The organism is Corynebacterium aurimucosum ATCC 700975, from assembly GCF_000022905.1.
Lineage (GTDB): Bacteria > Actinomycetota > Actinomycetes > Mycobacteriales > Mycobacteriaceae > Corynebacterium > Corynebacterium aurimucosum_F.
The window spans coordinates 19,346-37,653 of sequence record NC_012590.1 but is presented as its reverse complement, the minus strand read 5'-3'; the positions used below and the strand labels follow the sequence as shown (position 1 = coordinate 37,653).

The window sequence follows — 18,308 nt, the reverse complement described above, 5'->3', positions numbered from 1 at the left end:
CATGGATTCGATCGTGCTGCTCTCGCTGCGCATCGGCCTGCTGGTGTTGTTGTGGCTGTTTATCTTGGTCGCGCTCAACGCCATGCGCCGCGACGCCAATAAGGCTGCCGGCGTCTACCAGGCATCGTCCCCAGTGAAGGGATCCCAGAAGCGTCGCGAAGCGCCGCGTGAGATCGCCATCGTGGATGGGCCGCTGCGCGGTTCCCACATGGAACTGGGCACGCTCGAAGACTGTACGATGGGCCGCGCACAGGACTGTGACTTTGTCACTGGTGATGATTTCTCCTCCGGCCACCACGCTCGTCTGTTCCGCAGGGGCAGCGAGTGGTTCGTGGAGGACCTCGAATCCCGCAACGGCACCTTTGTTGGTGGCGTTCGCATTGACCAGCCAGAACGAGTCGGAGTCGGCTCCGATATCAAACTTGGCCGAACGACCGTGAGGTTGATGGCATGACTTTAAGCCTGACTTTTACTGCAGTGACGGACCGCGGATTGGTCCGCGAAAACAACGAGGATTCCGCCCACGCGGGCCCGCACCTGCTGGTGCTTGCCGACGGCATGGGTGGACACGCCGCCGGCGAGGTCGCCTCCACCACCATGGTGGAGCACATGGCCTCCCTCGAGCGGGATCCGGGTGATAATGACATGCTGGCCCTGCTCGGCGCGGCGGCAGAAGATGCCAATGCGGCAATCCGCGAGCACGTGGATGAGCACCCGGAGACCGAGGGCATGGGCACCACGCTGACCGCCCTGCTCTTTAACGGCTCGGAGTTCGGCGTGTGCCACGTGGGTGATTCCCGCGGCTACCGGCTGCGTGAGGGCAAGCTGACCCAGATCACCAAGGATGACACCTATGTGCAGTCCCTGGTGGACGAGGGCAAGCTCGACCCAGAAGATGTATCTTCCCACCCACAGAAGTCGTTGATCCTCAAGGCCTACACGGGCCGCCCAGTGGAGCCGACGCTCTTCATGCTCGATGCTAAACCCGGCGACCGCCTCCTGCTGTGCTCGGATGGCCTCTCGGATCCGGTGACGGCCTCTACCATCGAGCAAGCGCTGAAGCAGGGCACCGTCGAAGAAGCCGCTACCACCCTGCGGGATCTGGCGCTGCGCTCCGGCGGCCCGGACAACGTAACCATCGTGGTGGCAGAGGTCGTGGAGGGCGAGGGTGATGAGAACGCCCCAATGACCGTTGGCGCCATCCAGGGCGTCGTCCCGGAGCCGACGCACCCGGATTCCTCCGCCAGCCGCGCTGCCAAGCTGATCTCACCCCCAAAAGCGCAGGCCGCTGAGGAGAAACCCCAAGAGGAACCACAGCGGCGGCCACAGCGAAGCCGGATTGGGTGGAAGGTCATCGCGGGCCTTGCCATCATCATCGTGCTGGTCATCAGCGGCGGGCTCTGGATGAAGAGCTACCTCAGCAATAACTACTACGTCACCGCGAACGAGGACGGTGTCCTCACCATCCAAGAAGGCGCGGACTATGAGGTTTTCGGCCGCCCGCTGCACCACACGTATCAAAATGCCTGCTTGAGCAAGGAGAACGCGCTCAAGCTGGGGCACGGCGCCTGCGACGGCGATTTCGCGCCCTTCACGCTGAAGGATTTGCCCGAATCCGAACGTGCCGCCGTGGGCAACCTGCCCTCCGGTTCTTATGACGAGGTGCAGACGCAGCTTTCGCAGCTCTCGGACAAGGCGCTCAAGCCTTGTCCCACCTCGTCGAAGGACGGAAAAGATAAAGACGCGTCTAAAGGAAACTGCCGGGAGGTGAAGTAGATGAGTAAATTCTTCTCCCGCGGCACCGAATTCGGCCTGCTGGTACTCGCCACCGTGGTCTTCGCCATCACCCTGGTCAGTCTCGAGCTCTCCCAAGGCAACGTGCTGACCCTCGATGTGCTCTACCTGATCGGCGGCTTCATCGGCGTCTTCGCCATCGCTCACTTGGTGCTCTGCTTCCTAGCGCCCTACGCGGATCAGCTCATGCTGCCCATCGTCGCGGTGCTCAACGGCACCGGGCTCATTTTATTGCAGCGCCTCGACCTAGCGAATGGCGGCGGCCTGGCGGTGCGACAGGTGATGTGGACCATCGTGGGTCTCATCCTCTTCGCGCTGGTGCTGGTTCTCCTGCGTGATCACCGCTCGCTCACCCGCTACTCCTATATCCTGGGCGCGCTCGGCCTCATCCTCCTCGCGTTGCCCCTCGTGTGGCCGCAGCCCCCGGGCGTGGATGCCCGCATCTGGCTGTGGCTCGGGCCATTTTCCATCCAGCCGGGTGAGTTTTCCAAGATCCTGTTGATCCTGTTCTTCGCCATGCTGCTGACCCAGAAGCGTTCGCTGTTTACGGTGGCTGGCTACAAGTTCCTCGGCATTTCACTGCCGCGCCTGCGAGATCTCGCCCCCATCCTGGTGATTTGGGGCATCGCGATTGTCATCATGGGCATTTCCAATGACTTTGGCCCGGCCTTGCTGCTGTTTAGCACAGTGCTCGGCATGCTCTTCATGGCCACCAACCGCGTGAGCTGGCTGCTCATTGGCGTCATTCTCGTGGGCATCGGTGGCTTCGGCATCTACCAGGTCTCGGAGAAGATCCAGCAGCGCTTCTCCAACTTCCTGGATCCGCTGGCTAACTATGATTCCACCGGCTACCAGCTCTCCCAGGCGCTGTTTGGCATGTCCTCCGGCGGCATTACCGGCACCGGCCTAGGCCAGGGCCACCCGGACATGGTGCCGGTGGCACACTCGGACTTCATCCTGGCCGGAATCGGTGAAGAGTTCGGGTTGGTTGGCCTCGCCGCGGTACTTGTGCTGTTTGCCATGCTCGTCTCTCGCGGCTTCCGCACCGCGCTGACCTGCCGTGATACCTATGGCAAACTGGTCTCTTCAGGGCTGGCCCTGACGCTGGCCGTGCAGGTCTTCGTCGTCACTGGCGGCATCTCCGCGCTGCTGCCCATGACGGGCTTGACCACGCCGTTCATGTCTGCGGGTGGCTCCTCGCTCATGGCCAACTACATGCTGCTGGCCATCCTGCTGCGCATCTCCAACGCGGCACGCCGCCCGGCGCGCGAGCTGAGCTCAAACGCACCCACTGACACGTCCATGTTCCCCGCCGTCCAGGAGGCCACGCGATGAATAGATCGATCCGCCTCGTTTCCCTCTTTGCCCTGATCCTTACCGCCGTCCTCCTGGTGAACCTCACGGTGGTGCAGGCTTTTTCGACAGACAAGTACGCCCACAACCCTAAGAACGTTCGCGGCTACCTGGAGATGCGCACGACCCCGCGTGGCCAGATCTTCGCTGGCAACACGGTGCTGGCGCAGTCCACTGCCGACGCCGAGGGCAACTACTCCCGCTCCTACCCCGCCGACTCCCCGGCCTTTGCCAACATCACCGGCTACCTCTCGGAGCGCTTCGGCGCCTCCCAGCTGGAGGCCTCCCAGAATGACATCCTCAATGGCAAGGATGATTCGCTCCTGGCGCGCAATTGGCTCGATATACTCTCCGGCAAGCCGCAAAAGGGCGCGAACGTCGAAGTCACCGTCGATCCAGCCCTACAGCAAACCGCCTACGATCAGCTCGCTGGACCGGGCTATAACGGCGCGGCCGTAGCCATCCAGCCCTCGACGGGCAAGATTTTGGCCATGGCCTCCTCCCCCAGCTTCAACGTCTCCGACCTGCTCGGTGATAACGCTGGCGAGAAGTGGGAACAGCTGCAGAACCAGGAAGGCACCCCGCTGGTCAATCACGCCACGCAGGACACCCTTCCCCCTGGGTCCATCTTCAAGATCATCACCACTGCAGCAGGCCTGAACAACGGCTTCGAGCCGAACTCCACGCTGACCGGCGCAGCGTCCATTACGCTGCCCGATACCGTCACGGAGCTCACCAACTACGGCAACCAGTCCTGCGGCGGCGCGGACAGCGTCACCCTGCAGACGGCCTTCGCGCTGTCCTGCAACACGGCCTTTGTGCAGATGTCGGAGAGCATCGGCGCCGATGAGCTGCGCAAGTACGCCGAGGGCTTCGGCGTCGGTGAGAAGTACTCGTTGGGTGTTAATACTTCCGCTGGCGCGCTCGGTGAGCTTGGCGACGGCGCCCAAGTCGCCCAATCCGCCATCGGCCAGCGCGACGTGACCATGTCCGCCCTCCAGGCAGCCATCATGGCCGGCACCGTGGCTAATAAGGGCAAGCGCATGGAGCCCTACCTGGTCAACCGCATCACCGATGCCCAAATGAATGAGCTGCGCGCCACCACACCGCGCCAGGCCGCCGAAGCCATCAACGAGGAAACAGCCAACACCATCAAGGACCTCATGTTTGCGTCCGAACGCAGCACCTTCGGCTACGACGGAAACGGTTTTGCCTCGAAGACCGGCACCGCCGAGCACGGCGAGGGCCTTGCCCCGCACGCGTGGTACGTGGCTTTCGACCCGGACAAGGACATCGCAGTCGGCGTCGTGGTCAAAGATGGCGGACACCTTGGTGAAGGCGCAACCGGCGGCCAGGTTTCCGCCCCCATCGGTCGCGCCATCTTGCGCGCATACGGAGGTGAGCAGTAGTGAATAGCGCAGATAACAAGGAGCACCTCCAAGCGCTGATCGGCGAGGACTACCAGCTGCAGTGGATCGTCGGCCACGGCGGCATGTCCACTGTGTGGCTGGCGGATGACGTGCGCAACGACCGCGAGGTCGCACTCAAGGTCCTGCGCCCAGAGTTCTCCGATAACAATGAGTTCCTCTCTCGCTTCCGCAACGAAGCCAAGGCCGCGGAATCCATCGATTCCGAGAACGTCGTGGCTACCTACGACTACCGCGAGCTCGAGGACAACGGCCGCACCTTTTGCTACATGGCCCTGGAGTATGTTCGCGGCGAATCCCTGGCGGACCTGCTGGCGCGCGAGGGCGCACTCCCGGAGACACTGGCGCTCGACGTCATGGAGCAGGCCTCTCACGGCCTGTCCGTGATCCACCACATGGGCCTGGTGCACCGCGATATTAAGCCCGGCAACCTCATGATCACCCAGAATGGGCAGGTCAAGATCACCGACTTCGGCATCGCCAAAGCCGCCGCCGCTGTGCCTCTTACCCGCACCGGCATGGTCGTCGGCACCGCCCAGTACGTGTCCCCCGAGCAGGCCCAGGGCTATGAGGTTGGCCCGTCGTCTGACGTCTATTCGCTCGGTGTCGTGGGCTATGAAATGCTGGCCGGAAAACGCCCCTTTAGCGGCGATTCCTCGGTCTCGGTGGCGCTGGCGCACATTAGCCAGGCGCCGGAGCCCTTGTCGACGTCGATTAGCGCGCCCACCCGTGAATTGATCGGCATGGCCCTGCGCAAGGACCCGACTACCCGGTTCGCCGATGGCAACGAATTCACCAACGCGATCTCCGCCGTGCGCCAAGGCCAGCGTCCACCGCAGCCGAAGTCCGCGGCGCTCGCGCCCATCGCAGCCGAACCTTCGCCCTCCGCTTCCACGGAAATGCTGGCCAACATGGCTCACCCCACCACGGTGCGCCCGGCCGTTTCTGCACCCCAGACGGAGGAGCGCCCCGCCAAGCAGGGAGGTTTCGGCACTGGTTTGCTCATCGCGGTGGCTATCGCGGCCCTCGTGGCGATCGGGTTCATGGCTTATAGGCTGTGGGGGAACACGACACCGACCCCACAGCCCACGCCAACGGAGGTCATTGTGACCGAAACGGTGGAGCCGGAAACAACGGAAGAAGAGGAAACGGAAGCCCCTGAGACCGTTGAGATCACCACCGTGGAGGAGGAACCTACTCAAGTCACCGTCACCACGACGCACTCGGTCATCCCCTCCCCACCCACGACCGCGCAGCGGACCACCCAACACGATCTGCCGACGCTCCCTACCGAAGAGACGCAGCCGCAGGTCGATGACAGCCCACTGCCCGAACCCGAACTAGACTCACAGAACAACCCCACCGAAGAATCCGCACTACAGGGAGGCCAGTAACCCGCCATGGTCAGTGATCGGTACCACCTCCGCCAGTCCATCGGCTCCGGCGGCATGTCCGAGGTCTACGAGGCCGAAGACTCCGTCTTGGGGCGCACCGTCGCCATCAAGATGCTGCGCCCCGACATGGCGCGCGACGTTAACTTCCGTGAGCGCTTCCGCCGCGAGGCCCAGAACTCCGGCAAACTCAACCACCCGAACATCGTTGCTGTCTTCGATACCGGTGAAAAGGACGTCGACGGCCTGATGGTGCCGTATATCGTCATGGAATACGTGCAGGGCCGCACCTTGCGCGACATTGTGCGAGAAGATGGCCCCATGACGGTGGCGGAGGCCGCGCGCGTGCTCAAGCCGGTAGCGGAGGCCCTCCAATCCTCCCACGAGGCCGGGATCATCCACCGCGACATCAAGCCGGCCAACATCATGCTGACCAACACCGGCCAAGTGAAGGTCATGGACTTCGGCATCGCCCGCGCGCTGGATGATTCCACGTCGGCGATGACGCAGACCTCTGCTGTCATCGGTACAGCGCAGTATCTTTCCCCGGAACAGGCCCGTGGCAAGCCTGCCGACGCCCGCTCCGACGTCTACGCTCTGGGATGTGTCATGTATGAAACGGTCACTGGGCGCACCCCGTTTGAAGGTGAAACACCTTTTGCTGTGGCCTACCAGCACGTCCAGGAGGATCCAACGCCCCCCTCAGAGCTCATTGACGAAGAGCTCACGGAGCGAGAGCGCCTTGGCGTCGACGCCGTCGTGCTCACGGCAATGGCCAAGCACCCGGCGGATCGCTACCAATCCGCCTGGGAGATGGGCGATGATCTTGATCGTTTGGCACAGGGGCAACTCCCGGAAGCGGCACGCTCCCACGTCAACGATGAGGATCACCCCACCACAATGGTGGCACCCGTGGCCGCGCAACACCGTGCGCCGGTGGCCTCCACCCGCCCTTCGGAAGATGAGGAAGCCGGCTCCGGCTTGAAGTGGCTGGCGGCCTTGCTCGCCGCCTCCCTCGTCGCCATCATTGGCTACTTTGCCTGGGATTTCTGGGATAGCTCCCGCCAAGAGGCCCGCGAGCGCGAGCAGGAGCAGCATGAAGCAGCCCAGCGCGCGAACATGGTCACTGTCCCGAAGGTGGCCAACCGCCCGCGCAATGAAGCGGTCGAAGAGCTGGAAAAGCTTGGCCTGCTGGTGACCGTTAACGAAGAGCCCAGCCCCGATGTGCCCCGCGGCAAGGTGATCCGCGTCAACCCGGCGGAGGGCTCGGAGCTGCAGAAGAATTCTTCGGTCACCCTGACAGTATCTTCTGGCAAAGAGGTCACCGAGGTCCCGGATCTCACCGGCATGAAGCTGGATGAAGCTACCACTGCGCTGGAGGAAGCCGGCTTGGAGCTGAATACCGACGTGGAGCAGGTGAATGATGAGGCCCCCGCGGGCGAGATCATTTCCCAGAACCCAGCGGGCGGCGCGCAGCTATCCAAGGGCTCGAAAGTACGCGTCACGGTATCCAAGGGCCAGAAGGAAGTCAGCGTTCCAGACGTCAGCGGCATGGACCGTGATCGCGCGGTGGAGATGCTGTCCTCCATGGACTTTGACGTCACCGTGAATTCGGTGGATTCTGAGCTGCCGGAGAACCAGGTGCTCAGGGTTGTCGAGCAGGGCCAGAAGCTACCCAAGGGCAGCCAGGTCACCCTGGAAGTCTCCAACTCGATGCTCATCCAGGCACCGGATATTACGCATTCCACGCAGCAGGAAGCCGAATCCGCGCTGCGTGCCAAGGGCTGGTCCGGTTCCCTCGACGTGGGCGAACGCATCCCAACGTCTAACCCGATCGACAGCAACAAGATCGGATGGGCGTCGGCAAGCCGCGGCGATGTCATCCGCAAGGATGAGACCATCCAGGTCCGGTTCTGGGAGTTTGACCCGGCAGCACTGCTGCCGCAGTAGCTCTCATTGCCGCAGCTGCTAAGGTATCTCACAGATTAACCACCCCTATTCTTCGTGAAGGTGTAATAATGCCAAAGTCCAAGATCACGACGGAGGGCTCTGCACTCCCGCAGTCCTCCAGCTCTGCTACTAACCGCACCCCGGTCAAGATTAACTCTGAGGGCACCCCGAAGTGGTACATCGCCATCATGCTGGGCCTCATGCTCCTCGGCCTGCTCTGGCTGGTGGTGAACTACCTGGCCGGCGAGTCCATTCCGTTCATGCAGGAGCTGGGACCGTGGAATTACGGCATCGGCTTCGGCCTGGCCATCATCGGTCTGTTGATGACGATGGGCTGGCGTTAGTTTTCATCGCCGCCGATGAGCTCCTCGAGGTTCTATAGCATCGCTGGCGTTGGCTGCATCATTTTGGTGATGCTCACCGTCACGCTAGATAAAAACTTCCTCACCCCCGGCGCACTCGTACTTGCCGGCCTCGGCGTTTCCCTGACGCCACTGGCCATCCGCCGCCCACTTGCGGCGGCCTGCGGGTACGGTGCGCTTTTTGCGTTTGCTATGTGGTGCCCAGACTGGCGGTCTTTCCTCCTCTTGGCGTGGAGCCCCGTCATCGTGGGCATCGTGGCGTTTCGTACACGCTGGCTGTGGTCGGTTCCCCCAGCGGTGGTGTACACATACCTCGTCACGACGGATCCTTCGATTAATTATCTGCCTGATTTCGACCCGTTAAACCTGTCGATACCGTTCGTCTTGTATGCGGTTTCCATCGTCATTGGGGCCGCGCTGCGCAAAACCCGGGACCAGCGTCTCGCCGCTGAGCATCGCGCCGCCGAGCAGCGCGAGGCGCTGATGACCGCCCTCCATGATTCGGTAGCTGCGACGCTCACCTCCGTGGTCATGCGCTCCGAAACTTTGGCTCTGACCCAATCGGATCCCTCAGCGGCCGACTCCGCAGAGGCAATTGCCGACGACGCCCGCCGGGCCATGGGCGAGGTCCGCGACCTACTGCGAGTGATGAAGAATGAGAGCGTGACTCAGGGAGTTAAGTCTTTGGAAGAAGACCTCGACACCATGGTTAGCTTCCTGGGCAGTCATGGTTTTCAATGCGAGCCGCAGATAACAGTGGGCAAGAATGGCCAGCTTGCACTGCCGGAAAAGCTATCCCTCGTGTTCTCCGAACTCGCCGTGAACATCCTCAAGTACGCCCGCCCTGAATCCCGTGTAAGCATCGAGGCAACGAGCACCTCCAAGACCATCGACGTGGTGATCACTTCCGTGATTGCGGCTCAGCAATCACGCCAATACATGACGACGAATCTGGGCTTGGGTGAAATCGCCCGCCGCGTTCGCCGAATGCACGGCAGCTTCGGCAGCGGCAAAGAAGGTGATCACTGGATCACTCGCCTTACTCTTCCCACCGCCCACCTAAGAAAAATATAGTAAAATTGCCCGGTAGTTCACCGAATTCTAAATCTCACAAGGTAAATAGACATGCGTTCTTCCCTCGCCGTTGCCGCCGCAGCTCTCGTGCTGTTTTCCGCACCAATCGCCAGTGCTGCCGAGACTCCTGTTGAAGCTACCGCTGAAACCACCGCTACTGAGAGCACTGAGTCCACCGGATTCACCTTCTACAAGTCTTTCGCGGGCGAATTCGCCGACCACTTCCGTTGCTCCACCAGCCCCCAGCGTTGGTGGTGCGGCTAAACTGTTGCCATGAGCATTCGGGTTTTCCTCGTTGACGATGATGAGCTCGTTCGCTCGACGCTCCGCGTCTATTTCCAGACCACCGAAGACATCACGGTGGTCGGTGAGGCAACCAACGGCGCGGATTGCTTGGCCCAGCTTGAAGAAGCCAAGCCGGACCTCGTCCTCGCCGATATTCACATGCCGCACATGGACGGCATCACGCTGCTCAAGCACTTGAACTCCGCGCCGAATCCTCCGACGTTTTTGGCGGTAACCGCTTTCGACTCGGATGACACGATGCTGAAGATCCTGCGGGCGGGCGGCGCGGGCTATATCTTGAAGAACCAACGCCCGCGCTCAATCATCGAGGCGGTCCGCGCCGCCGTGGAGGGTGGCACCGTCGTGGCACCCGCCGCCATGCACCGTTTGGTCGACTACATCGGTGAGCCTGCCACCCCACGCGATCCCGTCGCCGCCGCTATTGAAAGCCACGAGCTTCACGACGCCGAAATAGCCGTCCTCAAACTCCTCCTCGCCGGCAACTCCAATTCAGAGATCGCCGCGGCCACCCACTATTCCGAATCCGCCGTGAAGAAGCACGTCTCACGCCTCATCACCATCTTCGGCGCCAGCACGCGCCTAAACCTGGTGACGAAGATTCTGGGCGGCGCTGGTTCCTAGTCCGAACTTCACTCTAGCGACGGAACCCCTTTTCGTAATACGATTACGGTTATGAAAACTATCAATGGACAACCGATCAGCGAAGAGCAAATTGATGAATGGGTAACGGAAGCCGAAAAGGGTTACGACGTGGAGACTCTTCGTACTCGGGGGCGGAAGCCCCGCGACAATAAAGCCGCAAAAATTGTCTCTATTCGCCTTTCACCCAATGAAATTGCGGCCCTGGATAAGTATGCCGCAATCCATGGATGGTCTAGGTCACAGGCAATCCGTGAAGCACTAAGAAAAGCCACCTAGAATAGCGAAACTTCGTCTCGGTTTCGATGGGACCGAGGCCATCATTCATTCCATGAAGGCCCACAAGCAGTACCGCGCTCTGCTCGACTAGCGCTCAAAGTCAGGCTCTACTACAAACTGCCTGATTTTTGGTCACCTCCCACCCCGCAGCCGGAGCACGGTTAACACCTTGGTTAGGTAGGGACCCGACCAAGGCCACGGGTGGGTGAGCAACGCCACTCTTGACGCTGCTACCTGGCGACTCTCGGTGGCGGAGTGGGGGTGTTCCGCACTAAATCAATCTAAGCCAGGAAGGCGTCCTACAGAAGGCATCTGGCAAAAGACATCTTTGGGTCTAAAAAACGCCATCTGCAATGAGTAAATGGCGTTTTCAGCCATGAAGACGCCTTATGACTGATGCCTTTTGCCAAACTCCTCCAGCATGTTGATGGAGATACACAGACGTTGCATGTTGCGAGGGGAACGAAGAAGGTAATCCGTTTCGCGAAGAGACGTGCAATGCTCTCAGGCCATGAGTTGTGACCCGACTTAGGCCGTGGGTAGATGAGCAACGCTACTCTTAGCGCTGCTACCTGGTGGTTTTCGGCGGTGGGGTCGGGTTTCCCGCACCAAATCGGCCTAAGACATGCCAAACACCCCGCAACCGGAGCGCTGTTAACACCTTGGGTACAAAGTTATCCACAGGGTGGGGATAACTCTGTGGAAAACGAATTCCACAGCTTTTCTCCACACCCTGTGGATAAGTGTTTTCACGCTTCCCACAGCCCGCACAAAAACTTCGAACACAACCGATTAAGCTGCTGATCTGCGGTTATCTTGGCGCACACGTTCGGTAAATTACAAAAATGTAGTTATCCACAATGTGGATAACTTATGTGGAATTCTTTCGCACAGAGGTTTTGGTGGATAACACGCCCGAGTTATCCCCAAAGCCCAGCTCGCAGCGCCGCTGCAACAGCAGCTATCACCCCGATAAGCCATATCCCCAGCCAACGCAGCCACGCACGTTGGCGAAAGAGGAATGGCGCCAACAGCAGTCCTGTGAGCAAACCGCCCAAGTGCCCCCACACGGAGACGTTCTCCGCCACAAAGCTGTAAATAACGTTTGCTACGACCAAGACGATGGGCGCGCGCAGGTCTAAACCGCGGCTGCGGTACACACCAATGAGTAGACCCATGAGCGCAAAGAGAGCACCGGAGGCGCCCACCGTGGGTGTGCCGAAATCCATCCACAGCACCGCGGCGGAAGAGCCCACAATGGAAATGAGATAGGCCACCACATACAACGCACTGCCCAGGGCGCGTTCTACTTCCCTGCCCACAAAGAACAGCATCACCATGTTGACCAAGAGGTGCCCAGCGTCGAGGTGCATAAAGCCCGCGGTAATGACAGTTGTGGGGTGCTCGGACACCTCGGGACCCCACAGCGTCCAGTCCTGGGCCAGCATGCTGCGATAGTAGGGCGCGGAAAGGGACGAGCCTTGAATGGCCGCGGCACACCAGGCACCGATGCACAGCACCATAAGCACCAGGGTGGCCGGTGCTGATTTCAGATAGTTCTTCACGCAGACTCCTAAAACAACGAGCCCGCCACCACATCACGTGGCAGCGGGCTCAGATGAAAAGCTAAGAACGCTTAGGCGATCTCGATGGACTCAATGACAACGTCCTCAGCCGGACGGTCCATGCGGTCGGTGGAGACCTTCGCAATCTTGGACACGACTTCCTGGGAAGCCGCATCGGTGACCTCACCGAAGATGGTGTGGTGGTTGTTCAGGTGCGGGGTCGGCGCCACGGTGATGAAGAACTGGGAGCCGTTGGTGCCCGGGCCGGCGTTCGCCATGGCCAGCAGGAACGGGCGGTCGAACTGCAGCTCCGGGTGGAACTCATCCTGGAACTGGTAGCCGGGGCCGCCACGGCCGGTGCCGGTGGGGTCACCGCCCTGGATCATGAACTGGTCGATAACGCGGTGGAAGATAGCGCCATCGTAGAACGGGCCGGACTGCTCACCCTTGGCGTTCTGGGTGGTGTAGTCCTTCTCGCCCTTGGCCAGGCCGATGAAGTTCTCAACGGTTACCGGTGCGTGGTTACCGTACAGGTCGATAACAATGTCACCGTAGTTGGTGTGCATCGTTGCAGTTGCGGTCTTCTGAGTCATGCCAGCCATTGTATGGAAATTTCTCCCGGTGCGTCGTTTCGGCACAACGCTGTGAGCGATCTGCGTACGGTTACAAGCATGATCCGCGCCATTCTCTTCGATCTCGATGACACTCTCATGGACCACACCGCTGCGATGCATGCGGCCGTCGAGGAGTGGCTGCCGGGCGGTCATCACGAGCGCTTCGCGGAGATCGAAAAGAAGTGGTTCGCCGCCTACGAGCGCGGCGAGGTCTCCCACCAGGGCCAGCGCGTGGAGCGCTGCCGCGAGTTCCTGGGCCGCCCGGAGATGACGGAGCAGGAGGCGCTAGCGGAATATGCCAAGTATTTAGCCGCGTATGAAAAGCATTGGCAGGCGCTTGGCGACGCCCTCCCCACCCTCCAGCATGTCCTGTCCCGCGGCCTTAAGGTGGGCGTTTTGACGAACGGGGCTCGTGAGATGCAGGAGGGCAAGCTCAAGGCGGGCGGACTCGACCTGCCAGGCATTGAGCTCTTTCCCACCGTGGAAATGGCAAAGCCAAAACCACACCGAGAGGCCTACCTCGAGGCTTGTCGGCGCCTAGAGGTAGAGCCTAGCTCCACACTCATGATTGGTGATTCGGTGACCAATGATGTCGAAGGCGCCCGGGCCGCGGGGCTCCAGGCGCTGCACTTCGATAGGGCCGGAAACGGAGACATCGCCGCGCTCAGTGAGCTCACGGCGATGGGCTACTTTAAAAGGTTTAAATCCAAAGATTTAAACCTCTAGAGGCTGGCGCGAACCTCGTCGCGGGCGAGGACCATATTGCGCAGGGAGGCCTCGGTCTCCTCGTAACCGCGGGTCTTCAGGCCGCAGTCCGGGTTGACCCACAGGCGCTCCACAGGCACGTTCTTCAGAGCGGCGCGGATGAGCTCGGCCATCTCCGCCACGGACGGGATGCGCGGGGAGTGGATGTCGTAGATGCCCGGGCCGATCTCGGAGTGGAACTTCTCATCGATGTCCTCGAGCAGCTCCATGCGGGAGCGGGCCGCCTCGATGGAGGTGACGTCGGCGTCGAGGCCGGCGACGGCGTCGATGATCTGGCCGAACTCCGAGTAGCAGAGGTGCGTGTGGATCTGGGTTTCAGGCTTCGCCTGCAACGAAACCACTCGGAAGGAGCGCACCGCCCAGTCGAGGTAGGCCTTGCGGTCCTTCTCGCGCAGCGGCAACAGCTCGCGCAGGGCGGGCTCGTCGATCTGGATGATGTCGATGCCGGCCTCCTCGAGGTCGCAGACTTCGTCGGCCAGCGCCACGCCGAGCTGATCAGCGGAGACGGACTGGTGAACATCATCGCGCACGAAGGACCAGGCCAAGATGGTCACCGGACCGGTGAGCATACCCTTGACGTGCTTCTCGGACAGAGACTGCGCGAACTTCGCCCACTCGGTGGTCATGGCCTTCGGGCGGGAGATGTCACCAACGACGATCGGCGGACGGGTGCAACGGGAGCCGTAGGACTGGACCCAGCCGTTCTCGGTGACGACGAAGCCGTCGAGAAGCTCGGCGAAGTACTGCACCATGTCGTTGCGCTCCGGCTCGCCGTGGACCAGGACGTCCAGGCCTAGGCGCTCCTGCAGTTCGATGACGGACTTCACCTCGTTGCGCAGCGCCTCGGTGTAGTCGGCATCGGAGAGCTCGCCCTTGCGGTGTGCGGCGCGGGCGGCGCGAATCTCAGCAGTCTGCGGGAAGGAGCCGATGGTGGTAGTCGGCAGCTGCGGCAGGCCGAGGGCCTCCTGTGCCTTGTTGCGCTCCGCGAACTCCGGCTGGCGCTGGACCTGGCCCTCCGGCAGCTGCGCGGTGCGATCCTGTACTGCCTGGTCGTGGGTGCGGGAGGACTCGGCACGGGTGCGCACGGCGCGGTCAGCTTGCGCATAAGCCTCTGGGGCATCCAGCGGGCCGGCGGAGAGTGCTACGACCTCGCGGATCTTCTCATCGGCAAAGGCGAACCAGGTGGCGACGTCCACCGGCAGGGAGGTCTCCGCCTCCACGGTGTGCGGCACGTGCTGCAGGGACACGGAGGTGGTTACGGAGACGTTATCGCCTAGGGTCTCGAACTTCTCGCGCAGGTCGCGCAGGTTGGCGGCCCAGACATTGCGGCCATCGACGAGGCCGGCGGAGAGGTGGGTGGCCTCGGCGAGCTTGGCCACGCGCTCGAGATAGGAGTTGTCCAAGGCCAGGGTCCCGACGGACAGATCCACCTGGACCGCTTCCGGCTGAAGCTCGGTGATGACGTCGAGGCCAGCGTTGAGGGAACCATAGGGCGTGGTCAGGTACACCTGCGGGCGCTTCTCCGCGCTCAGGATGCGGCCATAGGCGGTCTTGAGTGCGGCGGCGAGAGTGGCGTCGTCAGCGGCGGCGAGGTCGGCTACCAGGGCCGGCTCGGCGAGCTGGATCCATTCGACGCCGGCGTCGTGAAGCTCAGCCAATACGGTGAGGTAGGAGTCCACGAGCTCATTAAGGTGGTCGAGCGGCTGCTTGGTGGCGCCCTCGGCCTGCTTGGACAGGGCCAGCAAGGTCACCGGGCCAACGAGGACTGGGCGCACGGTGTAGCCGGCGGCACGGGCCTCCTCGACGATCTTCAGAACACGCTGCGGGCGGGCGCTAAAGGCCTGTTCATCCGTGATCTCGGGAACGATGTAGTGGTAGTTGGTGTCGAACCACTTGGTCATCTCCAGCGGCGCCGTGTCCTTGTTACCGCGGGCCAGGGTGAATTCATTATCGAGGCTCTCGCCCTGGGCAGCGCCCACGGTCAGCGCGGTCTCGAGGACGTGGTCGTAGTAGGCAACGTCGGCCGGGATGGCGTAATCCTCAGTGAGTCCCAGCTCCTTGAGGCGAGCGTAGGTGTCGAGGCGCAGGGAGTGCGCGGCGGATTCGAAGGTCTCGGCGTCGATCTTGCCGGACCAGTAGGACTCCAGCGCGCGCTTGAGCTCGCGGTGGGCGCCAACGCGCGGGTAGCCCTCAATCGTGGCCTTGGGGAATGGTGCGGTCATGGGGTGACTCCAATTCGATTAAGCAGGTCAGTCGTAATGTCTGGATTGTTGTGCGTGTAGATGTGCAGCCCATCGGCGCCGGCGTTCATCACCGATTTCGCCAGGGAGGCCGTAATCTGCATGCCGATTTCTTTCTCTTCCTCGGGGGAGGTCGCTGCCGCGAGTTGGTCGAGGACCTTGGTCGGCCCGGCCAGCCCGGACAGCTGGCACATTCGCTCCACCCGAGCGCGGCTAGTCATAGGCATGATCCCGGGGATCAGCGGAATGCGCACGCCCGCCAGCCGGGCGCGCTGGGCGAAGCGGACGTAATCCTCCGCGTCGAAGAAGAGCTGGGTGATGGCGAAGTCGGCGCCGAGGCGTTGCTTGGCCAGGAGAACGTCGATGTCCTCGTCCGGCGTGGCGGATTCGGCGTGGCCATTGGGATAGCAGGCCACGCCAACCGCCAGGCGGCCAGCTGCCAAGCGCGCCACGCGGTCTGATTCCCAGCGGCGGATGAGCCGGACGAGGGAGTCTGCGTGCGGCAGGTGGCCTTCGGGCATGCCGCCCTCCGGTAGATCGCCGCGGAGCGCGAGGAGGCCGCGCACGCCGGCGTCGACAAGCGTGTCGATCCAACCAACGAGCTCTTCCTCCGTGCCGGCAGTACAAGCCAGGTGCGCCAGGGGACGCATCGCGGTATCGCGCGAAATCTTCTCGATGAAGGCCGCGGTTCCCTCCAGCCACCCAGAGCGCTGGGAGCTGGTGACGGCGATGTAATCAGGGTTATACGCAGCAAGCGTGGCGAGCAAGCGGTCAATCTTTGCAGCGTCTGCATCATGACGCGGCGGGATCACCTCGAAGGAGAGAGCGGTGCGCTTAAGCTCCTTGGGCGTATCTTCGCTGATTTGGTCTAGTGGTGCGGATGCAGAAAGTCGCGGGGACATGCTCACCTCCTCTGCAGGTTATCGTTGTTTATCTTCGGTGTTGATGTCCCAAAACGTACCAAGCTGTCCATTTCGGACGAAAGCCGTTTTGCATTGGTAATACCTTTAGAACTCAGTCAGCTGCACCGTTAGCCCATAGCGCAAGTGAATAAAAACCCGGCCCATCCGTACAAAGCTGTCTATTTTCTTTGGACAGCTCGCGACCTGGCGCATCTGGTGGCGGGACCTGCGCGCCACCACTACGCTGAAAGGGAGTATCCAGCGCTAACGCGGGCGCGCAATTACAGTGCCCCGCCGAAAAAGTCACCTCAGTATTAACGTAAAGGAGCACCTAAACCCATGAACCCCGCCGCCCTGTCCACCGCCATCAGCGCCACCTCCGCCCTGGTGGAGCGCCTCAAGGAACGCCGCGATGAGAAGGCCCGTGAGGCCTACTCCGTCCTGGAGACTGCCGCCGCCCGCATGGAAGAGCGCGATGGCGAGTGGTTCCCGGAAGCCCGCCGCGAAGCGGGTGCCGTAACCAAGGCCGCGCATGCCCGCCTCGAGCGCACCCTCGAGCAGCTCAAGGAGCGCAGCGAGGAAGCCACCGAGAAGCTCTCTGCGGCTGCATCAGAGGCCCAGGATAAGGCCTCCAAGCAGTGGGAAAAGACCCAGAAGCAGGCGGAGAAGAAGGCCTCCAAGGCCCGCAAGCAGGCTAAGAAGAAGGCCTCTAAGGCGGAGAAGAAAGCGCAGAAGCAGAGCGCCCAGCTGCAGAAGAAGGCCCGCCGCATCAGCGGCAAGGACAAGAAGAAGGGCTCGAAGATCTGGCTGATCTCCGCGCTGGTTGCCGCCATTGCTGCTATCGGCGGTGGCATCTACTACTTCTTCACCCAGAAGAAGGAGAAGGAATCCACCGTCCCGCCGCGCGTTGAGGACTTCTCTTCCCCGTCCGCACCGCAGGGTTCCACCTTGGTCTACACCTCCACCACCGAGGATGACGCCAAGAAGGAGTCCGACCTGGCTGAGGAGGGCGTCGTCGAGCGCGATGAAGAGCTGCTGGGCTCGCTGGATGAGCAGCTGGCCAAGCACCGCGAGGAAGAAACAGCCATCCAGGACGCCGTCGAGACTGAGATCGAGGTCAGCAACGCCGACAAGAAGGATGCCGACACCTCCCGCATCACCGATGATCACGAGTCCGAGGGCAAGCACCGCCTCCAGACCGAGGACGAGAACTAACCCCCCATCCTTGGGGGTGCGCATTTCGTTGCCTTGATCTCACTGCGTTGCCCCCGCGCGCGCGACCTGCTTGAATCGAGGGTCAACTGGCATCGATCTTTAAAGATCGGTGCCCGCGCGCAGTTTTGCGCCGCCACCGTATCAGCAGCAGGCAAGGAGATCAGGAATGAGCTTCGAATCACTTATCGTCAAGCTCAAGAGTGGGGACACCTTTTATTTTCCGGCCGGTGCCGTGAGCGGCGATCCGTCCACCCGCGTGGATAACCTGCGCTTTGCCATCGAAAACGGCACGCAGTTCAGCTCGGTCGATGATTTTGGCGTCGACCGCGAGTTCAACGGCTACGACGTGGAGAACTACCACTTGGCTTAAGTTCCCTCAGTGATTCATTGATCGTAATCTGAATCACTCCCTTATGCGTTGTGCGCTATAGG

18 protein-coding genes are annotated in these 18,308 nt (G+C 61.7%); 14 read left to right on the top strand and 4 right to left on the bottom strand.

Translation table 11 applies throughout. From position 1 onward, the window contains the following. The first annotated feature begins 1 nt into the window (after nucleotide 1). From CAURI_RS00325 to CAURI_RS13450, 11 genes are all read left to right on the top strand, one after another. Entirely contained in the window at nucleotides 2–454 is a 453-nt protein-coding gene (locus CAURI_RS00325; RefSeq protein WP_010188187.1) for an FHA domain-containing protein FhaB/FipA, read from the top strand. Further along, nucleotides 451–1,776 (top strand): protein phosphatase 2C domain-containing protein, encoded by a 1,326-nt coding sequence (locus CAURI_RS00320; RefSeq protein WP_010188181.1) that lies wholly within the window; start codon nucleotides 451–453, stop codon nucleotides 1,774–1,776. The genes CAURI_RS00325 and CAURI_RS00320 overlap by 4 nt, the downstream gene beginning before the upstream one ends. After that, a complete protein-coding gene (locus tag CAURI_RS00315; RefSeq protein ID WP_010188179.1) occupies nucleotides 1,777–3,129 on the top strand; it encodes an FtsW/RodA/SpoVE family cell cycle protein in 1,353 nt (450 codons plus the stop codon). Next, entirely contained in the window at nucleotides 3,126–4,556 is a 1,431-nt protein-coding gene (locus tag CAURI_RS00310) for a penicillin-binding transpeptidase domain-containing protein (RefSeq protein ID WP_010188177.1), read from the top strand. The genes CAURI_RS00315 and CAURI_RS00310 overlap by 4 nt, the downstream gene beginning before the upstream one ends. Next, nucleotides 4,556–5,968 (top strand): serine/threonine-protein kinase, encoded by a 1,413-nt coding sequence (locus CAURI_RS00305; protein WP_010188175.1) that lies wholly within the window; start codon nucleotides 4,556–4,558, stop codon nucleotides 5,966–5,968. The genes CAURI_RS00310 and CAURI_RS00305 overlap by 1 nt, the downstream gene beginning before the upstream one ends. Nucleotides 5,969–5,974: 6 nt before the next feature. Continuing rightward, nucleotides 5,975–7,915 carry a Stk1 family PASTA domain-containing Ser/Thr kinase gene (pknB, locus tag CAURI_RS00300; protein ID WP_010188173.1) on the top strand — a complete coding sequence of 647 codons (1,941 nt, stop codon included), beginning with the start codon at nucleotides 5,975–5,977 and terminating at the stop codon, nucleotides 7,913–7,915. Nucleotides 7,916–7,983: 68 nt separating this feature from the next. Then, on the top strand, nucleotides 7,984–8,259 hold the full coding sequence (crgA, locus tag CAURI_RS00295; RefSeq protein ID WP_010188168.1) for a cell division protein CrgA: 276 nt from the start codon (nucleotides 7,984–7,986) through the stop codon (nucleotides 8,257–8,259). A gap of 15 nt (nucleotides 8,260–8,274) precedes the next feature. Then, nucleotides 8,275–9,351, top strand: a complete 1,077-nt coding sequence (locus CAURI_RS00290; protein WP_010188160.1) for a sensor histidine kinase — start codon at nucleotides 8,275–8,277, stop codon at nucleotides 9,349–9,351. A gap of 51 nt (nucleotides 9,352–9,402) precedes the next feature. Further along, nucleotides 9,403–9,615, top strand: coding sequence for a hypothetical protein (locus CAURI_RS00285; RefSeq protein WP_010188158.1), 213 nt, complete (start codon nucleotides 9,403–9,405; stop codon nucleotides 9,613–9,615). A 9-nt stretch (nucleotides 9,616–9,624) separates the two neighbouring features. Beyond that, entirely contained in the window at nucleotides 9,625–10,278 is a 654-nt protein-coding gene (locus CAURI_RS00280) for a response regulator transcription factor (RefSeq protein ID WP_010188156.1), read from the top strand. A 51-nt stretch (nucleotides 10,279–10,329) separates the two neighbouring features. Then, nucleotides 10,330–10,575: a ribbon-helix-helix domain-containing protein gene (locus tag CAURI_RS13450; RefSeq protein ID WP_010188154.1), complete on the top strand. Its 246-nt coding sequence runs from the start codon at nucleotides 10,330–10,332 to the stop codon at nucleotides 10,573–10,575. Nucleotides 10,576–11,495: 920 nt separating this feature from the next. Here CAURI_RS13450 and CAURI_RS00270 read toward each other — a convergent pair. Continuing rightward, nucleotides 11,496–12,140, bottom strand: a complete 645-nt coding sequence (locus tag CAURI_RS00270; RefSeq protein WP_010188152.1) for a rhomboid family intramembrane serine protease — start codon at nucleotides 12,138–12,140, stop codon at nucleotides 11,496–11,498. 71 nt (nucleotides 12,141–12,211) lie between these two features. Next, nucleotides 12,212–12,742, bottom strand: a complete 531-nt coding sequence (locus tag CAURI_RS00265; RefSeq protein WP_010188146.1) for a peptidylprolyl isomerase — start codon at nucleotides 12,740–12,742, stop codon at nucleotides 12,212–12,214. 69 nt (nucleotides 12,743–12,811) lie between these two features. On the opposite strand from CAURI_RS00265, the gene CAURI_RS00260 reads away from it, so the two are divergent. Then, the gene (locus tag CAURI_RS00260; RefSeq protein ID WP_010188145.1) at nucleotides 12,812–13,480 is read left to right on the top strand and encodes an HAD family hydrolase; all 669 of its coding nucleotides are present in this window, start codon (nucleotides 12,812–12,814) and stop codon (nucleotides 13,478–13,480) included. On the opposite strand, the gene metE is transcribed toward CAURI_RS00260, so the two are convergent. Beyond that, nucleotides 13,477–15,741 carry a 5-methyltetrahydropteroyltriglutamate--homocysteine S-methyltransferase gene (gene metE, locus CAURI_RS00255; RefSeq protein ID WP_010188144.1) on the bottom strand — a complete coding sequence of 755 codons (2,265 nt, stop codon included), beginning with the start codon at nucleotides 15,739–15,741 and terminating at the stop codon, nucleotides 13,477–13,479. The genes CAURI_RS00260 and metE overlap by 4 nt on opposite strands. Continuing rightward, the gene (locus CAURI_RS00250; RefSeq protein WP_010188142.1) at nucleotides 15,738–16,661 is read right to left on the bottom strand and encodes a methylenetetrahydrofolate reductase; all 924 of its coding nucleotides are present in this window, start codon (nucleotides 16,659–16,661) and stop codon (nucleotides 15,738–15,740) included. The genes metE and CAURI_RS00250 overlap by 4 nt, the downstream gene beginning before the upstream one ends. A 339-nt stretch (nucleotides 16,662–17,000) precedes the next feature. Here CAURI_RS00250 and CAURI_RS00245 point away from each other — a divergent pair, with 339 nt between their 5' ends. Together CAURI_RS00245 and CAURI_RS00240 are read left to right on the top strand one after the other, a co-directional pair. Continuing rightward, nucleotides 17,001–17,876 (top strand): hypothetical protein, encoded by an 876-nt coding sequence (locus CAURI_RS00245; protein ID WP_010188141.1) that lies wholly within the window; start codon nucleotides 17,001–17,003, stop codon nucleotides 17,874–17,876. 166 nt (nucleotides 17,877–18,042) lie between these two features. Further along, nucleotides 18,043–18,246: a hypothetical protein gene (locus CAURI_RS00240; RefSeq protein WP_010188140.1), complete on the top strand. Its 204-nt coding sequence runs from the start codon at nucleotides 18,043–18,045 to the stop codon at nucleotides 18,244–18,246. Nucleotides 18,247–18,308: the final 62 nt, after the last annotated feature.